The organism is Thermanaerosceptrum fracticalcis, assembly GCF_000746025.2.
In the GTDB taxonomy this organism is placed as follows: Bacteria; Bacillota; Peptococcia; order DRI-13; family DRI-13; genus Thermanaerosceptrum; species Thermanaerosceptrum fracticalcis.
Genome location: NZ_CP045798.1, coordinates 2,170,737 through 2,189,225, shown reverse-complemented (window position 1 = coordinate 2,189,225; position 18,489 = coordinate 2,170,737). Strand labels below are relative to the sequence as shown.

At 45.7% G+C, this 18,489-nt stretch carries 17 protein-coding genes and 2 riboswitches; of the genes, 12 read left to right on the top strand and 5 right to left on the bottom strand.

The window, feature by feature from the left end:
- Positions 1–11 precede the first annotated feature (11 nt).
- The 12 genes from BR63_RS11210 to BR63_RS11150 all read left to right on the top strand — a co-directional run bounded on the left by BR63_RS11210 (position 12) and on the right by BR63_RS11150 (position 13,327).
- The gene (locus tag BR63_RS11210; protein ID WP_161781850.1) at positions 12–830 is read left to right on the top strand and encodes a trypsin-like peptidase domain-containing protein; all 819 of its coding nucleotides are present in this window, start codon (positions 12–14) and stop codon (positions 828–830) included.
- A gap of 13 nt (positions 831–843) precedes the next feature.
- Entirely contained in the window at positions 844–1,110 is a 267-nt protein-coding gene (locus BR63_RS11205) for a hypothetical protein (RefSeq protein ID WP_034420212.1), read from the top strand.
- Entirely contained in the window at positions 1,110–1,697 is a 588-nt protein-coding gene (locus tag BR63_RS11200; RefSeq protein WP_051965413.1) for a M23 family metallopeptidase, read from the top strand. The genes BR63_RS11205 and BR63_RS11200 overlap by 1 nt, the downstream gene beginning before the upstream one ends.
- Positions 1,698–1,700: 3 nt before the next feature.
- On the top strand, positions 1,701–2,084 hold the full coding sequence (locus BR63_RS11195) for a hypothetical protein (RefSeq protein WP_034420210.1): 384 nt from the start codon (positions 1,701–1,703) through the stop codon (positions 2,082–2,084).
- Positions 2,085–2,578: 494 nt separating this feature from the next.
- On the top strand, positions 2,579–3,259 hold the full coding sequence (gene trhA, locus BR63_RS11190; protein ID WP_243269982.1) for a PAQR family membrane homeostasis protein TrhA: 681 nt from the start codon (positions 2,579–2,581) through the stop codon (positions 3,257–3,259).
- 560 nt (positions 3,260–3,819) lie between these two features.
- Positions 3,820–4,608, top strand: a complete 789-nt coding sequence (locus BR63_RS11180) for a response regulator (RefSeq protein WP_034420206.1) — start codon at positions 3,820–3,822, stop codon at positions 4,606–4,608.
- Positions 4,609–4,860: 252 nt separating this feature from the next.
- Positions 4,861–5,044, top strand: a riboswitch (Lysine riboswitch).
- A 331-nt stretch (positions 5,045–5,375) separates the two neighbouring features.
- The gene (gene dapA, locus BR63_RS11175) at positions 5,376–6,257 is read left to right on the top strand and encodes a 4-hydroxy-tetrahydrodipicolinate synthase (RefSeq protein ID WP_034420204.1); all 882 of its coding nucleotides are present in this window, start codon (positions 5,376–5,378) and stop codon (positions 6,255–6,257) included.
- 675 nt (positions 6,258–6,932) lie between these two features.
- A complete protein-coding gene (locus BR63_RS11170) occupies positions 6,933–7,481 on the top strand; it encodes an NADH peroxidase (protein ID WP_034420202.1) in 549 nt (182 codons plus the stop codon).
- A gap of 111 nt (positions 7,482–7,592) precedes the next feature.
- Positions 7,593–7,776, top strand: a riboswitch (Lysine riboswitch).
- Positions 7,777–8,511: 735 nt separating this feature from the next.
- Positions 8,512–9,627 (top strand): BMP family lipoprotein, encoded by a 1,116-nt coding sequence (locus BR63_RS11165; RefSeq protein ID WP_034420200.1) that lies wholly within the window; start codon positions 8,512–8,514, stop codon positions 9,625–9,627.
- 173 nt (positions 9,628–9,800) lie between these two features.
- Complete coding sequence (locus tag BR63_RS11160) at positions 9,801–11,339, top strand: ABC transporter ATP-binding protein (protein ID WP_034420198.1); 1,539 nt, start codon at positions 9,801–9,803, stop codon at positions 11,337–11,339.
- Positions 11,320–12,378 (top strand): ABC transporter permease, encoded by a 1,059-nt coding sequence (locus tag BR63_RS11155; protein ID WP_034420196.1) that lies wholly within the window; start codon positions 11,320–11,322, stop codon positions 12,376–12,378. The genes BR63_RS11160 and BR63_RS11155 overlap by 20 nt, the downstream gene beginning before the upstream one ends.
- A gap of 1 nt (position 12,379) precedes the next feature.
- Positions 12,380–13,327: an ABC transporter permease gene (locus tag BR63_RS11150; RefSeq protein WP_034420195.1), complete on the top strand. Its 948-nt coding sequence runs from the start codon at positions 12,380–12,382 to the stop codon at positions 13,325–13,327.
- Between the two features lie 409 nt (positions 13,328–13,736).
- Here the strand turns inward: BR63_RS11150 and BR63_RS11145 are convergent, their stop codons facing one another.
- The 5 genes from BR63_RS11145 to BR63_RS11125 all read right to left on the bottom strand — a co-directional run bounded on the left by BR63_RS11145 (position 13,737) and on the right by BR63_RS11125 (position 18,422).
- Complete coding sequence (locus BR63_RS11145) at positions 13,737–14,531, bottom strand: putative hydro-lyase (RefSeq protein ID WP_034420194.1); 795 nt, start codon at positions 14,529–14,531, stop codon at positions 13,737–13,739.
- 21 nt (positions 14,532–14,552) lie between these two features.
- Entirely contained in the window at positions 14,553–15,602 is a 1,050-nt protein-coding gene (locus tag BR63_RS11140) for a 5-oxoprolinase subunit C family protein (protein WP_034420193.1), read from the bottom strand.
- Between the two features lie 15 nt (positions 15,603–15,617).
- Positions 15,618–16,349: a 5-oxoprolinase subunit PxpB gene (gene pxpB / locus BR63_RS11135; protein WP_034420192.1), complete on the bottom strand. Its 732-nt coding sequence runs from the start codon at positions 16,347–16,349 to the stop codon at positions 15,618–15,620.
- A 72-nt stretch (positions 16,350–16,421) separates the two neighbouring features.
- A complete protein-coding gene (locus BR63_RS11130) occupies positions 16,422–17,639 on the bottom strand; it encodes an NRAMP family divalent metal transporter (RefSeq protein ID WP_034420191.1) in 1,218 nt (405 codons plus the stop codon).
- 18 nt (positions 17,640–17,657) lie between these two features.
- Entirely contained in the window at positions 17,658–18,422 is a 765-nt protein-coding gene (locus tag BR63_RS11125; RefSeq protein ID WP_034420190.1) for a LamB/YcsF family protein, read from the bottom strand.
- Between the last annotated feature and the right edge of the window lie 67 nt (positions 18,423–18,489).

Below are 18,489 nucleotides of genomic sequence, written 5' to 3'. Positions count from 1 at the left end.
AGGTGTTGGAGTTGTTTAAAGATGTATTGCCTGGAAAATGGTATTATTCTTTGATTGAGCGCATGTTGAAGAAGAAGGCCGTTTCCGGCTATCCGGACAACACTTTCAAGCCGGAGGAATTAATCAAAAGGGCAGAAGTATTATCTTTCATCGAGAAGGCCCAAACCCACGAGTACGAGCTTATTCCTCCTTTGCTGCCGTCTGTGGTAACTGTAAGGGCAAAATTAAAGGATGGACGCACTTCGCTTGGAAGTGGTATCGTCCTTGACAAAGACGGATACATAGCAACTAACTGTCATGTCGTATTAGATGGTCTTGACCCTTCTCAGGAAATAAATGTTATCCTTGATTCTTTGCCGGCCAACATTAATGCGAAGGTCCTTTACGGCGACTTAGGCCAGGATATAGCCATCTTAAAAATTGCTGCCGACTCAGGGCTGCTAATGCCGGTAGAGTTCCCGGATGAGCCAGTAAAGCTCTTGGACAAGGTTTTCTGTATTGGGAACCCCTTGGGCTTTACTGATACTGTGAGCGCGGGGATTGTATCCTGCAGCAAGCGGGTGATTGGTGGAAACGAATGGATTCAAACTGATGCCGCGATTAACCCCGGAAATAGCGGTGGGGGAGCGTTTAATGTAAAAGGGCAATTCATAGGATTGCCAACATTCATAATTGTGTGGGCCGATGAGCAAAAGACTATTCCCGTATCTAATATCGGGTTCATATCTCCTTATTACAAAGTGGCCCATGTATATCAGCAAGCTAAAAGCGGCAAAGTGGCTTTTGCTGGTGAACAAGTTCGCGAAATAGTCTTTGCTAATCTCTTTTAAGGGAGGTGGAGACATGGCCCACGAAGTTTGTATGCATGAAAAGGATTGGGGTATACACCAAAATAAACTTGAAAATCTGGAGAAATGTACAGAGAAACTCAAGGTCCGTCAGGACGAAGCTGATAAAAGAATGGACGACTTTGAAAAGGCCCAGGTGACGAAGGCCGACTTCAAAGAGTTTAGAACCGACATGATGAAATTGGGTGCATGGGCCGTGTTTTTCTTAATAGCGGGGCAGATATTGGTTGGATGGCTTTCTAAGATTGGAGTGATTCAATAATGAGCGGCCACAATTTTTCTTATCCAGTCCAAGGCGGAGTTATTACTTCCGATTACGGATTACGTTTTCACCCTATTGAAAAAGTTCAGAAGTTCCATACAGGTATAGATATTGCGGCTCCTACCGGTACTCCTGTTTATGCGGCTGCAGACGGCAGGGTGAAATCTGCTGGAAACAGCGGTGGGGCATACGGGATTCGTGTTATCTTATCCCATGACGGAACGGCAGAAACATACTATAGCCATTTATCTAAGGTTCACGTAAGAGCTGGGCAAAGAGTTACGAGAGGCCAATTGATTGGAGAAATAGGGACAAGTGGTAAAAGCACAGGTCCCCATCTCCACTTTGATATCAAGTTGTATGGTGCATATGTAGATCCTCTGGCCATGATTGGCTTGTCCGGTTATAAAGTTATCGCCGGTTCCGTGGACGGGGAGCGCCTGGAAGTACTTCGTCGCGTAGCTGACGGCAAAGTGTTTGTGGAGGCTAGAAAGCCTTTGGAAATGGCCGGTGCTGCTGTGAATTGGCACAATGAGGATGAGTTTTTAGAGATCATTACACTGGCGGGAAAGGGAAAGGAGGCGTAATTCATGGACGGTGCTTTGGTTACGGTTAATTGGTCTTTGGTTGGGGTGGTTGTTTTTTTGGCTATTGTCGTGGAAAGGGCTGTGGAAATAATATTCAAGGCTGCGCCGCGCTTGCAGAAGCTCAGCAACGATTATGTTGTATGGCAGATTGTTGTTGCCTTTGTTTTCTCTGTAGTGATTTCTTACGGGGCGAGCCTGGATATGTTTGTAATTATCAATGTTCCTTTTAAGATTCCTTTTGTTGGTGTTTTATTAGTGGCAATATTTATGGCCGGTGGTTCCCTTGGAGTACATACGTTGTTTAGCCTGGTAGAAAGCTTCAAGGAAACACAAAAAGCCATTGCTGGCAAGGCCAAGCAGGATATTGAATTGGCCAAAAAATACTAAAAGAGGGGAGGTGGGAATGACGAGGGCCCCCATGCTACCCATGCAAAAAAATTTAATACTTTTTCTTTCCCTTAGTTTTTCCTATATCTAGTGTGTAAAATTGGGGCGCATGATCACTTAGCTTTCCTGCTTCTCTACTCGGGACGGATGAGACACAATGTGTGACCGTCGAACACATTGGTGGGGGCCTATAAAAAGGGGATAGTTGGCTTGCCGGTAGAGAGGCATAATACAAACGAAAAGGGATGTTACCGAAAAGGGATCGCATTATCGCGGTCCTTTTTTCGTGGTCTAGTAACAAAGGGTGAAAGTTAGGGTTTTTAAGAGTATTAGTTCACCTCCACCAAAATTTAAATAAAAACATACACCGGCTAGGTGTGTGTTTTTTGATTTTATAAGCCACTTTTTAAAATATCCATATTATAGCAAATGATTAACTGGAAATAGGATATAATATAAACCAACAAGATAATAGCTAGAGGTGAATTAATCAGATGACTAACGGCGCCTTCATGGGTTTTGGAAACAATAATGAAAAACTAATAAACAGATATAGTCTGGCAGAAGAAATTTTTAACAGTATAAGTCATGGTATCGGTGCTCTATTTAGTATCGCTGCCCTGGTCATACTCGTTGCTTTTGCAAGTATCCGTGGTGATGTATGGCGAATAGTAAGTTTTAGCATCTACGGTTTTACATTGTTTTTCCTCTACTTATCTTCCACCCTCTATCATAGTGTTTTTCATGAGAAGTCTAAGAGAGTGTTAAGAGTTTTTGACCATATTTCTATTTACTTACTGATAGCCGGCAGCTACACGCCAGTTACACTTGTATCTATGCGAGGCACTTGGGGTTGGACGATTTTCGGCATTATTTGGGCTCTAGCCATAGGAGGAATCATTCTCAAAGTTGTCAATCTGGAGAAAATGAAATATTTTTCTATCGGCCTATATGTCATTATGGGATGGCTAATTATGATAGCTGTTAAGCCTATGTTAGAGATGATACCTCAAGGATTATTTACCTGGTTATTAACAGGTGGCTTGATGTATACCTTTGGTGTAATCTTTTATTTATGGAAAAGGATACCGTTTAATCATGGGATATGGCATTTGTTTGTTTTGGGTGGGAGTACAGTTCATTACTTAGGATTCTTATTTTATTTAGCTTTGTAATGATGCCTTGGCATTGTTTACCTTGGACGTTATCGGTACCTACTGTGGCTCCTTTTACATTAATTTAAAGCCATTCTTGTTAATAATTTTCATACAAACGTCTAACACCGCAGGGTCGTACAAAATCCCTCTATTTTGTGAAATTTCTTCTAATGCCTTATCTATATCTAGAATCGGTTGAGCCATATAGACTTTGTAATTCCTAGGAATCATAAATTCCTGTGGTATACCACCGGTATTTGTACATAACAGATTCTTTACCATAAGAAGCATAGAATACTAAATAACCGCTAAAAGTAATTATTATTAACATAACAGAATCGAATCATTATTGAAATTGTCTAAACTTGGCAGGAATTCTAAATTAATTGTTGAATCATTATTTGATTGAGATAGTCGATGATAGCGTATTACTCGGAACTATTAGCGTAGGAGTAGCCTGTTTCCCGGAAGACGGGGCTACAGGTGAAAAAACTTCTTAGGGCAGCTGGTGCCGCTATGTACCGGGCCAAGGAAGCTGGCCGGGACCTGTTCTACTTTTTAAGGAGGTAGAAAAGTAAGTGTCAACAGAAAAAAAGGTTTTGATTGTAGAAGATTCCAACATAGTTCGCCTGGAAGTAAAGCGAACCCTGGAACAGTACGGCGTAAAAGTATTGGAATTAGTCAATGCAGAGGACCTCTTTCGTTTCCCAAAACGCTATCAGGAGGTAAACTTGATTATCCTGGATATCACCCTACCAGGGATGGATGGCCTTACTGCCCTGGAAAGGATGCGTTCCGAGCAAGCGTGGGCCTACCTGCCGGTCATTATACTTACAGGTCGTGCAGATCGGGTCACCGTGCAAAGGGCTTTAAAAGCTGGTGCCGTTAACTACATCCGGAAGCCTTTTACCAAAGAAGGTTTACTGGAACGGGTAGAGGGCGTCCTTGGACCCTTGGTTCCCCCTGAGGATAACAGGGAGGCTTGGACCGAGGCCGAATTAGAAGAGCAGGTCCGCAATGAGGTCAAACGGGCCCAGCGTGGCGGTAGCTTACTCTCTTTACTAGAGATTAGGATGCCGGATGAAATGCGGAGCTTACCCCACTTAAAAGAACTTGTCAACCTCCGGAATAAAGTGAAGGAGCAATTGAGAGAAATAGACTCCGTATTCCTTACCAGGAAACGCAATCTGCTGCTGGTTTTACCGCTTACTGGTGCTGAAGGAGCAGCAGTGGTAACAGAAAAATTTCGCAAGTGGTTTACTGAGCAAGGGATCCAGAAAATAGATTTAGCCCTAGTGACTTTTCCAAAAGACGGTGTTAATGAACAAGAACTCCTAAATAATTTGGGAAAAAAACTGTCTGGCTAATGCGAGTACATTACGCTGCATATCTAAAAATTAAGGATCTACCATTAATAAATGCGGCAGTAGTGCTGACTGGGCCTGCCAGTGAGAGGGTGTTGCTCCTGAAGCCGAATTGTATGCGGTCAAGGTATTAAATGCAGCGGGCTCTGGGTATATTTCCGATATTATTGAAGGACTTAATGAGTTTTGATTGACGTGTAATTTTAATTCATGCTATAATGTGCAAAAACCTAATATTTTTTACCTCACTCCCAAGAGTGAGGTAGGGGTCGCGAATCGCCAAGAGTAATCCAGGGAGTGTGGCAACGAGGAACTGGACCAAAGGGGCGTTCGCCGAAGTGTGGAAGACCGGCCAAGGTTTCACGCTGGGACTGCATTGAAGAAGTGCAGGACTGTCATCTGATATGAGCCCGTTATCAGATGGAGCACTATCTCACCAGGGGCAGGGAAGGGGGGTAACCAGAGCGGTTACGCTAAAGGTTAATGCCTTTAGCTTTTTTTGTAGTCATTTCTTAATCTGTAGAAGGTTATTTCAAGTGACTCCCTTTGCACCTTTAACTTTTTTATGCATATACTGCTTCTAGTTGCAGGGTCAGAAGCAGGAAGGGGGTCCTCATCGATGAGTATCTAAGGATAATTCGAATTTATATGAAAGGTTGGGTTAATGCTGGCTAGTTAAGAAAAGGGGCAGCAACAAGGACGGTATAAATTTTTGACGATGACAAAGAGAGAAGTAATTAATGCTATAGAAGGAGAGGAGCTGTTATTTAATGAGTAAATTTCCCCGAATGATTACGGCTATGGTGACACCTTTTAAAGATGATTTAAGCGTGGATTATGAGGGTGCACAAAAGTTAGCTCTGTACCTCATCGAATCGGGTAATGACGGTCTTGTTATTGCAGGAACTACTGGGGAATCTCCTACCTTATCTCTAAAAGAAAAATTAAGTCTCTTTACTGCTGTTAAAGAGGCCGTCGGAAACAAGGGGCAGATTATTGCCGGTACAGGGTCTAATTCCACGGCGGACAGTATTTACCTGACACAGGAGGCCGAGAAAATCGGTGTGGACGGGATTATGGCTGTTGTACCTTATTATAATAAACCTAACCAGGAGGGTATGTACCAGCATTTTAAGGCCATAGCGACTGAAACCTCACTTCCCGTCATGTTATATAATGTCCCCGGAAGAACCGGGACAAATTTATTGCCAGAAACTGTGGCCAGACTTGCAGGCATAGGGAACATTGTAGCCTTGAAAGAAGCTGCGGGGAATCTTGACCAGGTCTCCACCCTAAAGACTCTTCTCCCGGAAGATTTCTTAATTTTTAGCGGAGACGACAGCTTAACTCTTCCCATGTTATCTGTAGGTGCTTATGGTGTGGTAAGCGTAGCAGGCCATCTTATAGGAAATTCCCTTAAAAAAATGATTGATTCATACATGAGCGGTGATGTTCATCAGGCTAGAGTTATTCACCAGCAGCTTTTTCCTCTTTTTAGGGCAATTTTTGTGACGACTAACCCTATTCCTGTGAAGAAAGCTTTATCTCTTTTGGGGTTACCTTCAGGTAAGCTGCGCCTCCCTCTGGTTGAAGCTTCAGCAAAAGAAACGGAAACCATAACAGAAGCTTTAACTAAGCTAAATCTTATTTAATTTATTTCGTTTAGAGAGATGCTCTTGGGGTTTAATGCAATAAGTACGCTGGCGGAAGAATCGAAAGGTCCTACGAAGATCGTTGGAAAGGCCGCTATGATTTAGGATCTATTGCAGGAAAATTCGCAGGTTTTAATCGTTGTCAACATTAACTGTACCTTCCATTAGGAAAGAAATGAGCGCTTCACAAAACCACCTCTCAGGATGGAAGCTGTTGAGGTGGTTTTGTGTGTTTAGGACATTCAAAAAAAGGGAAATGATGTTGGCGACATTGGGGACGGTTCGTGTATAAACTGGATGAATGTATTTACTCTTCGGAAATATGACTCTTTGGAAGATTTGGGAGTTTCTTTGAGTTCATAGCACATATCGATCTCTTGCTCATAGTGATTCATGGTTTACCTCCTGATTTTTTAGATGTTTTGCGTGTTACACTTCTATTGCATCAAAAACAGGAGCGTGGCTTTTGGAATATTTTAAATTTTAAACCAGAAAAGACGGAAGACGTAGTATTGGATGGATCTGGGGTGAGAATATGCGACAACGAGAACCGTCCCCTTTGTCGCAGCACACTAAGGTAATTTCTTATGAAAAACCTCTTGACAATTATAGTAATTGTTACTATTATTAATATATAAACATTAAGAATTTCTTAATATACAAGGAGGAATTACAATGAAAAAATTTATGTGCAGTGTATGTGGTTACGTACATACAGGGGAGTTTGCGCCTGAGAAATGCCCCCAATGCGGTGCTGTAGCTGAGAAATTTACTGAAAAAGCAGAAGGTAGAGATTTAAATTGGGCTGATGAGCATAAAATTGGTGTTGCTAAGGGCTTAGATCCTGAAGTTGTGCAAGCTTTAAAGGACAATTTTACGGGTGAGTGTACAGAAGTTGGAATGTACCTGGCGATGAGCAGACAGGCGGACCGCGAAGGTTATCCCGAAATTGCTGAGGCATATAAAAGAATTGCTTTTGAAGAAGCAGAGCATGCGGCAAAGTTTGCAGAACTGCTGGGAGAGATTGTTACCGCCGATACCAAAACAAATCTGACCATGAGGGTGCAAGCAGAGCATGGTGCCTGCCAGGGCAAGAAGGATCTGGCCACAAAGGCAAAGCAGCTTGGTTACGATGCAATTCATGACACGGTACATGAAATGTGTAAAGATGAAGCACGGCATGGTGCAGCTTTCGCAGGGTTGCTAAAAAGATTTTTTAGTTAAAAGATCTAGTTTTAGTGACGGATATTTTTAATTCATGCTATAACATACCCCTTGCGCCTTTCCTGTCCTCTTTGCCTTTGCAAAAACTTAATATTTTTTACCTCGCTCCAAGAGTGAGGTAGGGGTCGCGAATCGCCAAGAGTAATCCCGGGAGTGTGGCAACGAGGAACTGGACCAAAGGGGCATTCGCCGAAGTGTGGAAGACCGGCCAAGGTTTCACGCTGGGACCGCATTGAAGAAATGCAGGACTGTCATCTGATATGAGCCCGTTATCAGATGGAGCACTATGTCACCAGGGACAGGGAAGGGGGTAACTGTAACACGTTTACGCTAAAGGTTAATGCCTTTAGCTTTATTTTTAGCGGAGACGACAGCTTAACTCTTCCCATGTTATCTGTAGGTGTTCATGCGACACCGGGGACGGTTCTCGCTGTCGCATTTTTTTGGGTTGGGTGCAGTTCCCAGCTTCGGCGTCATTTACAGGGTGAAAGTCCAACAGGGACTGGCGAGCACTTGTTGCTAGCCGATGAGAAAAGTGTTTGCACAGGGGTAATCCGAAGAGAAAAGCTCCGACAAGGGGGAGCATAGAGAATTATGTTGTACAAATCCAGTTTAGGTGAGGATGATGGAAAGTTTGCACTTTTTGGTTTGTGAGCTTTTTTTTACTGCTGATTAAGAAGCATAAGCTTTTGCATGACTTTTTTAATATTTTGTATTATGAACTGGAAAAAGTGGAAAAAGCAGTAATTGAGGGATTTGGGACGAGTAATATTTGTGACTATGCGACAGGGAGAACCGTCCCCTTGTCGCACCCTTGCACCCTTGTAAAGACGTGTTGATTTATGAGATTGAATAATTGCATAAATATTATCACTATAATGAAAGGTAACGAATCTAAATTAAAGCGATTCCTAAATGTTAAATAGAAAAAAGATTCCGTAAATAAAAGGGGACGAACTAGAAAATGTTACTGTTAAGTGTTAGAATATTACTGTATGTATAAAATATATAAGAAGGAGACGAGTGGATCATGTTTAGGAAAAGCATTGCGATTCTGCTAGCCCTGTTGATGCTGGTAACAATGGTTGCTGGTTGTGGTTCGTCCAAAACGGAACCCCCTAAAGGGGAAGCTCCTAAAACTGAAGCCCCTAAAACCCCGGCTTTTAAGGTTGGTATGGTTACCGATGCTGGTACTATTGATGACAAATCCTTCAACCAGGGTACTTGGGAAGGCATACAGCGAGCAGGTAAGGAGTTCGGGATCGAAACCAAGTACCTGAAGCCTGGTGGAACAACGGAAGCAGACTACCTAAAGGAAATCGGGAATCTTCATGATGCCGGTTACAAGTTTATTGTATGTCCCGGTTTCAAGTTTGAGACGGCAATCTACCAAGCGCAGGATAAGTATAAGAGTGCAAAATTTGTGCTCATCGACGGTAACCCCCATGCTGGGGATTTCAAGGCGGTTGTAAAGGAAAATACCGTTTCCATTTTCTTTGCCGAACATGAGTCCGGTTTCCTGGCGGGTGTTGCCACTGCGCTGCAGCTCAAGGAAGGCGAAGTAGGTTTTATTGGTGGAATGGAAATCCCGCCTGTCCAAAAGTTTAACTGGGGATTCCAGCAAGGTATCCAGTATGCCAACAGCAACTTTGGTACAAAGATTTCTATTAAGCCGGCAAATGTTATCTACCAGGGGAGCTTCGATAATGTAGCTGCAGGTCAGCAACTGGCCGCCCAGATGTTTGACAGGGGTGTCAAAGCTATCTTCTGCGCTGCGGGTGGTGTGGGGATAGGGTCCATCAATGAAGCCAAGTCACGGGCCAAAGCCGGCAAGCAAGTATGGATTGTAGGCGTTGACGTGGACCAGTACGCAGAAGGTAAATATGACGGGGAAAAATCTGTGATCCTCACTTCCGCTATGAAATACATCGACCAGGCTGCTTATGATATGATTAAAGCGGAGAAAGAAGGTAAATTCCTAGGCGGTAAGACTCTTGTTTTCAATGCCAAGAACAATGGCGTGGGTATCCCCAAGAAAAATCCCAATCTCAGCGAGGATGTGCAGAAAAAGGTTGCCGATGTATTTGCCAAGCTGCAATCCGGCAGCATTACGGTTTCCGACAAGCAGGGAAACCTGATTAAGTAAGTAATCATTACTTCATGAGAGGAGAGAAAAGGACGGAATTATCCGCCCTTTTCTTTTTCAAGTTGGATGAATAATATCTTGATTATTTAATAACAAGGAAAAGGCAGTGTTATTAGAAAATAAGAACAAATCTTGGGGATTTAATTTGCCAAGGGTAAAAAGGAGACGATGAGATGGAGTATATCGTGGAAATGCTGAATATACGAAAGGAGTTCCCTGGTGTAATTGCATGTGACGATATCACCCTTCAGTTGAAAAAAGGTGAAATCCATGCACTGCTGGGTGAGAACGGCGCTGGTAAATCAACGCTGATGAGTATTCTTTTTGGCCTCTATCAACCCGACGGCGGTATTATCCGGATTCGCGGGAGGGAGGTTAGCATTTCCAATCCCAATGTAGCTAATGACTTAGGAATCGGAATGGTACACCAGCATTTTAAGCTAGTCCATAATTTCACGATTACAGAGAACATCATCCTGGGGCGCGAGACAAAAAAGGGTATTGTTGTGGATATTAGGTCGGCAGCAGAACGTATCAAAGACCTTTCAGGTAAATATGGGCTGAATGTGGATCCCGATGCAAAGATTGAGAATGTTTCTGTCGGCATGCAGCAGCGTGTGGAAATCCTCAAGATGCTTTACCGTAATGCTGAGGTTCTTATTTTCGATGAGCCTACGGCAGTGCTGACCCCCCAGGAAGTCCAGGAACTAATGAAGATCATGCGAAGCCTTGTTGCAGAAGGGAAATCTATTATCCTTATTACCCATAAGCTGAAGGAGATAATGGCTATTGCAGACCGGTGCACAGTCATTCGGCGCGGCAGGCTGGTGGGCACCGTGGATGTGGCGGGAACCACAGAAGCAAAACTGGCAGAGATGATGGTGGGGCGCCAGGTTTCTTTCAAAACAGAAAAGAAAAAGCGTCAGCCCGGTGATGTGGTCTTAAAGATAGAAAACCTGTCCGTACAAAATAACCGGGGGATTATGGGGTTGAAGAACTTCTCCCTGGATGTACACTCTGGTGAAATAGTCGGTGTTGCCGGTATAGAGGGGAATGGACAGGCGGAACTGGTGGAAGCTGTTACAGGTTTGAGGAAGGCGGAATCCGGCAGGGTTCTCTTAAAGGGCACTGATATAACTGGACTGCCCATACGTGCTCGCGTCAATATGGGGATGGCCCATATTCCGGAAGATCGCCACAAGTACGGCCTTATTTTAGATTATACCGTGGAGGACAACCTAATCCTAAAAGTTTATTACCAGGAACCATACTCCAAAAAGGGTCTTTTGAACCGGGAGGCCATCCAGCGCCATGCAGAAAAAGTCATGAGTGAATTTGATGTGCGTGCCGGCCAGGGGGCTCTATCCGTGGCCCGTTCCCTTTCTGGCGGAAATCAGCAGAAGGCCATTGTCGGACGGGAAATCGACCATAACCCGGAACTTTTGATTGCTGTCCAGCCCACACGGGGGTTGGACGTAGGGGCCATTGAATATATCCACAAGCGGCTGGTAGAGCAGCGCGATAAGGGTAAGGCTGTTTTACTGGTGTCGCTGGAACTTGATGAAATTCTTAACTTATCGGATCGTATAGCTGTCATCAACAACGGAGAATTGATAGGGATTGTCAATACTGCCGAGACGGACGAGAATGAAGTTGGTCTAATGATGGCCGGAGTGAAGAGAGGTGATTCCCTTGAAGACAAGATACAGTAAAGAATACGTCCTGGCCTTGGTGGCTGTCATTCTGGGGTTGCTGGCCGGCGCCATTCTCATGGTAATTACCAAGAACAATCCCGTTGAAGGATATCTCTTTCTATTCAAGGGCGGACTTATGAACGTGGAACGCGTGGGGAATACGTTAGCAACGGCAACTCCCCTGGTTCTGACAGGACTTTCCGTCGCCTTTGCTTTCAGGACCGGACTTTTTAACATCGGTGCTGCCGGACAGATGCTTATTGGAGGCCTCGCTGCAACGGCTGTAGGATTGACCTTTGATTGGCCTAAGCCTGTACTTCTTACGGTGATGATAATAGCCTCCATTCTCGGAGGAGGGATTTGGGCCATTATACCTGGCTGGCTGAAAGCGAGGTTCAATGTGCATGAAGTCGTTTCCACAATCATGATGAACTGGATTGCCTACTGGACGGTTTACTACGTTGTTCCCGGGTATTTTAAGGGCGAGTACCTGGAAACAGAGTCCAGAAAGATCTCCCAGGCCGCCTCCTTGAAGGTGAACTGGCTTACCAATTTGTTTGAAGGCTCCTATATCAACCTTGGTGTAATACTGGCCCTGTTGTCTGTAGTCATTGTTGCCTTCATTCTGGACAAGACAACCCTGGGCTATGAACTGAAAGCGGTGGGTTTCAACAGGCATGCAGCCCAGTATGCGGGGATCCATGTTAACCGCAACATCATTTTATCCATGACCATAGCCGGTGCCTTAGCAGGACTGGGCGGCGCAACTTTCTACGTTGGCTATGCCTCCAATATCCAAATTGGTATCCTGCCCTCCCAGGGATTTGATGGCATTGCCGTATCTCTATTAGGGGCTAATTCACCCTGGGGTGTTTTGGGAGCAGCGACTTTCTTCGGGTTGCTTCATACGGGGAAAGGTTTTATGAACGCCATGACGAAAATCCCGCCGGAAATTGCCGATACCATTATTGCCACGATTATTTATTTCTCTGCTACCAGTATCCTTATTGAAAGATCCTGGGACAGGCTGAAGAGAAGAACGGGAGGTGTAAGGTAATATGTGGGAACTTATTGTTCAGGTATTCCCCTATGCCATTGCTTTTACCATCCCCTTACTTATCACCGCATTGGGCGGACTTTTTAGCGAACGGAGCGGCGTCGTCAACATCGGCCTTGAAGGGCTCATGGTTGCCGGAATGTTTACGGGGGTGCTGGTTATTTCCAGATTTGAAGTCTTGTTCCCAGGTACAGCTGTCTGGATAGGTTTGGCAGCAGCGTTTATTATAAGTGCTCTTTTTTCACTGCTCCACGCTTTTGCCTGTATTAGCCTTAATGCCAATCAGGTAATCAGCGGTACTGCCCTCAATATGATTGCGGGTGCACTCACCACTTATTTGGCCAGGAATATTACGGGCAGCGGTAATATCCAGATCGTCCATAGCCTGGTCCGGCAGGATATCCCGGTTCTATCGGGCATTCCAATCTTGGGTAAGCTCCTCTTTACTCAAACTTACGCCACCACATGGCTAGTGTTACTTATTCTTTTTGTCTCCTGGTTCCTACTTTATAAAACAGCATTTGGCCTGCGCTTGAGGGCCTGTGGTGAACACCCCCATGCTGCAGATGCGGCAGGAATAAATGTTTACCGTATGCGTTATATAGCAGTTATGATCTCAGGCGCATATGCTGGACTGGGTGGAGCTATTATCCTTGTAGCCATTTCGGGAGAATTTAACGGTACGGTGGGAGGATTGGGATTCCTTGCCCTAGCCTCACTGATCTTCGGGCAATGGAAACCCCTGGGGATACTGGGAGCAACTCTCTTCTTTGGTTTTGCCAGCACCATTGCCAACGTTTCCCAAGTGATTCCAGCCATGGCCAAGATCCCGGGGATCCTTTTAAAAACATTTCCCTACATTGTTACCCTCATTGCACTAGTTCTGTTCTCTAAGTCTTCCCAGGCGCCGCGAGCAGCTGGGGAACCTTATGATAAAGGGAAACGTTGAATATAGAGAGAATGAGATTTATGGCCATTTTTAAGCTTATTTTTGATTAATGGGTTATAATTATTAAAAATCAGCCTTATTTTCTCTTGAAACAAGAAAAAGGCATTTCTTGGAATAAAAAGGGAATTAGCACTCGCCGCAAGGGAGTGCTAATAAAATATCTGCACAACTTTAAGTTACCACAACGGTTGCATGCCTGAAAAAGGGTAAAAGAGTAATGGACACAATTTCCGGGTTACGTTCTGAACTTTAAAAATATTATTTTATGAGTGGAGTGGGAATGATGTTTACAAAAGTTCGGAAGATCTCCCAGAAAAAATGGGTGTATGTGGTCAGTACTCTATTTAACCATGCCGGATATGAAGTGAAATTAAACGGTCTTTTCCATCGCCTTCTTTTTCTGCCTCTGCTACAAAGCTAATTCTTCGTTTTTAATATCCGTAATAAACATATGACCTGGAGCATGGGTAATCATCAGGGGAGGTTTAGACTCCATAGCCACAGCTTGTGGTGTAACCCCACAAGCCCAGAAAACCGGGACTTCCCCTTCTTTGATTATGGGTGGATCGCCGAATTCGGGTTTGTTAATATCCTTAATACCGATCAGGGCAGGGTCGCCAATGTGGATAGGGGCACCGTGCACAGCAGGATAACGGGCGGTTATTTGAACGGCCTTAATCACCTGATGATAGGGGATAGGTCGCATACTTACTACCGTAGGCCCACGGAATTTCCCGGCTTCTTTACATTGGATATTGGTAATATACATGGGCACGTTGCGCCCTTCTTCCATGTGTCTTACGGGAATTCCACCCTGGAGCAACCCACTTTCGAAGGTAAAACTACAGCCTAGCAGGAAGGTCACTAAGTCATCCCGCCAAATATCCAGGAGGTTATCCACTTCTCCAACCAGTTTGCCATATTCGTAGATCCGGTAAGCGGGAATATCGGTGCGCAGATCGGCATTAGTCGCGGTTAAAACCGGTTTATAGGAACCTATATCGGTTACGTCCAAAACAGGGCAGGGCTTGGGATTGCGTTGGCAGAAGAGGAGAAAGTCAAAAGCTAGATCCTGGGGTAACACCACCAGATTGGCTTGGGCATAGCCCGCACACATACCTGAGGTAGGCGCTTTTAACTCTCCCTTGCGGATAGCTTCCCTGACCTCTGGGGGTTTGGCATTAAATAGTTGTAACTCCTTCATTTATCAATCACCTCACGGATATTATTGTACTTCTTCCACATCAACCAGGTATTCTTTACCATTAACTAAAAGTTTCAAGGTCCTTTTCGGCCCTTTAGGTACGGAGCTTTTATCTTGTGGCACCGAGGAGCGAAGGGTCCTTTTGAGAGCAGCAATTTTTTCCTCATATATACGGTAAATGCTGTGGGCCTCATCGATGGAAACGGACCGAAAACTAACTTTATCACCGGGTTTGGCCTGGGCCAGCAAGGGCAGGTCAGGGGTAATGACGGTGGCAATTTTTGTATAACCACCCGTAGTTTGTCTATCCGCCATCATGACGATGGGCATGCCGTGACCAGGCACCTGTACAGAACCCATGACAATGCCATCTGAGATTATATCGGCACCTTTTTGGTGCTGGATTTTTTCTCCTTCCAGGCGATAGCCCATACGATCGGCTTCATTAGTAACGGTATAAGAACTCGTAAGGAAGGTATTGATCCCTTCTGCTGTAAAGGCCTCCGCCTGAGGCCCCAAAACTACCCGCAGGGTGATGTGGTTACTCAGGGTGTAAATATCGTCCTGGGGTACTTTCCTGCCAGCCAGTCCTGCTGAATTGCTGGGGCCCTTTTCTAAGATGTCCCCTTCCCGTAAAGTCCGGCCTTCCAGGCCACCGATGGTTCCTCTGACATAAGTGGCTTTACTACCCATTACCGCGGGTGCGTTAAAGCCCCCGGCAACGGCCAGATAAGCCCGACAGCCTTTTTTCACACCAGTGAATTTCAGGATATCTCCTGCTTTGACCTCACAGGCTTCCCACAGGGGAAGCTCTTTCCCATTAAGCTGCGCTCCTAAATCGCCTCCTGTTAGGGCAATTAGCCCCTGGGATAAGAATTCCAGGGTTGGTCCCAGGAGGGTGATTTCCAGGCAGCTTTCTCCTTCGGGATTTCCGACCAGGATATTACCCACCCTTAAGGCAAACTCGTCCATGGCTCCGGCCACAGGCATTCCTGACTGCTGGTAACCGAAACGACCACGATCCTGGATAGTTGTAAATAAACCTGGTTTAATAACTTTACAAAAACCCATTCTTCTTCACCTCCTCTAGCCCTGATACTCACGGCATTCTACCTGGTAAGTACCATCCTGGCACTGCTTTAATATTTCCTGATATTGGGTTTCGTTAATGCTGTAAAAGCGTACATAATCACCGGCCGCTAAAAGGACAGGGGTAGCCCGGTGGGGATCGTATAGCTTCACAGGGGTACGCCCGATCAACTGCCAGCCCCCGGGACTTTCGATGGGATAAACTCCGGTCTGGCTCCCCGCAATCCCTACGGACCCTGCGGGTATTTTCGTACGGGGGTTTTGGAGTCTTGGCGTGGCAATTCGCTCATCCATCCCCCCTAGATAGGGGAAACCGGGGGTGAAGCCGATCATATAGATGAGGTAGTCGCGGGAGGTGTGGATGTTAATAACTTCTTCTGGAGTCAGGCCCGCATTCTTACAGACAAAGGGCAAATCGGGACCATATTCTCCCCCATAAAGGACGGGCAAAAGGGTGACTTTGGGTTGGGGTAATTGCAGGGAATTAAGCTCCCCTTCGAGTTCCTGTAGTCTCTGGATGAGTTTTTGACAGGACCATTGTAAGGGATCGTAATATACTAATAAGGAGCGGTAGGTGGGCACTAGCTCTGATAGGCCGGTGAGCCCGGCTTTTTCGATAGCCAGGACCATGCTGCGAATTTTTTCGTTGATAGGTTTACTTATTTCGTTGCCGAATTCTATGACGAGACCCTTATCACCGGCTGTGAGATATTTTGTCTTGTCGTACAAGAGAATCCCCCCTATAGATAATGATAACAGAGGTATTAGGAAAAGAGGAGGCCAGGCCTCCTCTTTGGTTGTTTATTTAAATAAGGCAGCCATGCCCTGGAGAGAAACCCCGCCGGCATAGATGGCAAAAATAACGACGAAGATCCCGAATAATAAGAGCCAGGTAGGCTGCTGATAATCGCCCACAATGTCCTTACGCTTGGAGGCAATGAGCATGGTGCCCAGGGTGATGGGAAGGATAAGGCCGTTTAAGGCGCCTGCCAGGATGAGGAGTTTGACGGGCCGCCCAATGGTTACAAAAATGCCGGTAGAAGCGACGATAAAGGCAATGATCCACCATTTGTAATTGTTTTCGAAGGTCTTGTGCAGGGAGCGGAGGAAGGAAACGGAGGTGTAGGCCGCACCGACCACGGAAGTAATAGCAGCAGACCATAAAACGATGCCGAAAACCTTATACCCGATGTCACCGGCCGCGATTTTGAAGGCGGAGGCAGGGGGGTTGGCAGGATCCAGTTTATGGCCAGCGGCCACTACGCCCAATACAGCTAAAAAGAGCACGATCCGCATGATGGAGGCTATAATAATACCAGTAACAGAGCCTTTGGTTACTTCTTTGAGATTTTCCATCCCTGTAATACCGGCATCGATCAGGCGGTGACCGCCGGCGAAGGTAATGTAGCCCCCTACGGTGCCCCCGAGGAGGGTTAAGATAGGTAAGAAGGCAACTTCCGTGGGAAGGAAGGTACGAATAAAGGCTTCGCCGACAGGGGGTTTAGTAATGATGGCCACATAAAGGGTCAAAAGGATCATGACACCGCCCAGGGCTTTAGCAAAAGTATCCATGGCTTTGCCCATCTCTTTGTTGAGGAAAATGAATATACCGATCATGGCAGAAATGACAGCGCCCATGATGGGATCGATACCTAAGAGGACGTTGATTCCTAAAGATGCTCCACCAATATTACCAATGTTAAAGGCAAGACCGCCCAGGGCTACTAAGAAGGCTACAAAATAGCCTAAGCCCGGTAGTACTTTGTTGGCAACATCCTGGCCCCTCATACCGGAAATGGCGATGACGCGCCAGACGTTCATCTGGGCGCCGATGTCCAATACCACTGACGCCATAATGATAAAAGCGAAGTTGGCCAGGTATTTTTCAGTAAAAACTGCGGTTTGTGTGATAAAGCCAGGACCAATAGCAGAGGTAGCCATGAGAAAGGCTGCTCCTAGAAGAACGTTCCAATTGGATTTGACTAGAGCGGTTTTGTTTGATGCAGGGATATTTGCCATGTTATCTCCTCCTCGTTGTTAAATGAAGTTCTGTAAAGGTTCGATAGAAACACCGGCTGCTTGGAGGGCATCCCGGATTTCGCGCACAAAATGGATGGCTTCGGGGTTATCACCATGGACGCAGATGCTATCGGCACTAATGGCGATATCTTCTCCATTAATGGCGGTGACCTTGCCCTCAGTTACCATTCTTACCACCCGGGGAATGGCTACTCTTTTGTCGTGTATCATGGCCCCCGGGGTCCCTCTCGCTACCAGGGTACCATCGGCATTATAGGTGCGGTCGGCAAATACCTCCTGGGCCACGCGCAGGCCTACGTCCCGGGCAGCTTTTACCATTTCGGAATTAGCCAGGGCTAAGAGAATAAGCTCCGGATTGACACTCTTAACCCCCTCGGCGATAGCTAGAGCGAGCCCATAGTCCTTCGCAGCCATATTATACATGGCTCCATGGGGTTTGACGTGCTGGAGTTTTTGACCGGCGGCCCGGGCGAAAGCCTCCAGGGCACCTATTTGATAAATTACATAATCCTTCACTTCGGCTGGGCTCAGAGCCATGTTCCTTCTCCCGAAACCCTGCAGGTCGGGGTAACCGGGATGGGCACCTATTCCCACTCCCTTTTGGGCTGCCATTTTAACTGTGGCAGCTATCACCTGGGGGTCTCCGGCATGCATACCGCAAGCAATGTTAGCCGAAGTTATCACGCCCAGTACCGCCTCATCCATGCCTAAGGTGTAGGCGCCAAAACTTTCCCCCAAATCAGAATTTAAATCAACACGCATGAACCAGTATTCCTCCTTACTACCAATAATCTTTAAACAAACTGCCTACTTAATTAGCAAATCATAT